The sequence below is a fragment of the Nocardia grenadensis NBRC 108939 genome (assembly GCF_001613445.1).
Taxonomy (GTDB): Bacteria; Actinomycetota; Actinomycetes; order Mycobacteriales; family Mycobacteriaceae; genus Nocardia; species Nocardia grenadensis.
The window spans coordinates 1-2,082 of the sequence record NZ_BDCJ01000035.1 but is presented as its reverse complement, the minus strand read 5'-3'; the positions used below and the strand labels follow the sequence as shown (position 1 = coordinate 2,082).

General features: G+C 61.8%; 5 protein-coding genes. All 5 read left to right on the top strand.

The features are described 5' to 3' along the window. On the top strand, positions 1-235 hold a 235-nt coding region (locus tag NGR01S_RS31675), incomplete at its 5' end, for a hypothetical protein (RefSeq protein WP_218020840.1). Between the two features lie 4 nt (positions 236-239). Then, positions 240-728, top strand: coding sequence for a hypothetical protein (locus NGR01S_RS28070; RefSeq protein WP_063042118.1), 489 nt, complete (start codon positions 240-242; stop codon positions 726-728). 86 nt (positions 729-814) lie between these two features. Continuing rightward, on the top strand, positions 815-1,216 hold the full coding sequence (locus tag NGR01S_RS28065; RefSeq protein ID WP_063042116.1) for a hypothetical protein: 402 nt from the start codon (positions 815-817) through the stop codon (positions 1,214-1,216). A gap of 41 nt (positions 1,217-1,257) precedes the next feature. After that, complete coding sequence (locus NGR01S_RS28060) at positions 1,258-1,539, top strand: hypothetical protein (RefSeq protein ID WP_063042114.1); 282 nt, start codon at positions 1,258-1,260, stop codon at positions 1,537-1,539. Between the two features lie 50 nt (positions 1,540-1,589). Continuing rightward, a partial coding sequence (locus tag NGR01S_RS28055) for a hypothetical protein (RefSeq protein ID WP_157107471.1) occupies positions 1,590-2,082 on the top strand: 493 nt, incomplete at its 3' end.

The window sequence follows — 2,082 nt, the reverse complement described above, 5'->3', positions numbered from 1 at the left end:
CTACGACGCCGGCTCGGTCGACGCGATCCTGTACCCGCTCTATGACACCGATGGCGCGGAGTTCACCGTGAAGGTGCGCCCTCGCGCTGCGGCCAAGAGTGCCACCAACCCCGAGTACACCGGTACCTGCATCCTGATGGAGTACCAGCCGCTCACGGGCAAAGTCGGCGATCTGTCCGAGACCAAGGTGGAGTTCCCGACTCAGCGCTCCGGCATCACCCGCTCGACCTCGTAATCCAATGAGTGAAATCGAGCTCGATGCCAGTGGCCGGGACGATTTCAACAAGGCGGCCAGGGCTCTCGGTCGCAACGAACGCCAGCTCGGCAAGCACTTCCCGAAGGACCTGACGAAGGTCGCCAAGGAACTTGCCAAGAAAGCGAGCGCCGAAGCCCTGGCTCAGCCGGCCCTCAAGGGCAAACACACCGGCCTTCGACAGGATGTGGCCAAGGGCGTGGATGTTGTCCCCTGGGATGACGGAATCCGTGTCCAGACCAAGATGCCCGAAGAAGACGAAGCCATTATCCCCCGGGGATTGGACACCTTCTTCAAAAAGGGCTGGCGCCATCCGCTTTTCGGCCAGCGAGGCAAAGGCCAGTGGTTCACCCAGCGCGGTGGCAGCTCTTGGTTCATGGACACCATGCAGGACGCCGAGCCGCTGCTGAGCGAGAAATTCCAGTCCCGCCTCGATGCAGCCGCAGATGACATCGACCGCTCCGTAGGCGGTTGACACAGACGGACAGGCAGAGACTTTGCGGGCCCTCTGCCTGTCCTTTCAATTTGGCCCGCGCAAACCCATCTACCCAGGAGGCCCGCATGGCACTGCTGACAAAAGACGCGATTCTCGCCGCAGAGGATCTGAAGTTCGAAGAAATGCACGTCCCCGAGTGGGGTGGCGATGTCCGGCTGCGCACGCTGACCGCGAAAGAGCGCGACGCCTTCGAGACCGGCATGGTGAAGATCAACAAGAAGGGCCAGCGCGAGGACAACTTGGCCAACCTCCGGGCTCGTCTGGTCTCGCTGTGCATGGTCGACGAGAAGGGCTACCGGATCTTCACCAGCGCGACCGATGTGGAGGCCCTGGGTAACAAGTCGATCGCCGCGCTCGGTCGGGTGTTCGAGAAGTGCCAGGAAATGAATGCCATGACCGATGAGGACGTGGAGGAGCTGGCCGAGGGTTTCGATCAAGCCCCCGACGAGAGTTCATCTTCCGACTAGCTCTTGCTCTGGGGCGAACTGTCGATGAACTGCTGTCCGGCATGTCCTCAGCGGAACTGTCCGAGTGGATGGCCTTCGAAATAGCAACCGGTCCGATCGGGCCCCGCTACTCCGAAGACATGCTGGCCGGCATCAAGGAACAGCAAGAGCTCACCAACTACATATTGGGCGAAGTCAACTCCGAAGAGGATGAGCACCCCGTTCCTCTCCCTCAGCGCCAGAAACGGCCGGCTGAACTCATGCAGCCCGAAGAGGACGAAGACGACGGGGAAGAAGCCATCTACAACGAGGCAGAATTCGCCGCCCGGTATTTCGATACCTAACTCCCTGGCCCGGCAGGCAACCCGGGATCAATCTTTCGCAGGGGGTGCCCGTGTCCACGATTACGCATCTGAAATTCGACATCGGATCGAAGTGGGATGGCAAAGGGCTCAAAGAAGCTCAGGCCGACATCCTCAAATTCAGCCAACAGCTCCGCGCGCTCCAGAACCGCAACATCCGCGTGAAGGTCGGCCTGGATCCGGAGGTCGACGACGAGTTCGATGAACGCCTTCAGGAGCAGATGCGCAATCGTCGGATACGGGTGCCCGTCGAGCTGGACGTAGACAGCGCCAACGCGGAGCGCTCTATCGCCCAGGCCAGCCGTAGCCGCACCACCCGCGTGCGCACCGAAGCCGATACCGCGATGGCCGAGGAGCAGCTGCGGTCACTCCTTCTGCGTAACCAGCGCCTCGCTATCCAGGTCAACGCCGACACCACTCTGGCGCAGACCAACCTCTCCCGCCTGAGGGGCCAGAACCGCCAGCTGGAGCTCAACGCCGACGTCGACACCGCGATGGCAGAGGCTCGGCTCCAGGCTCTACGTC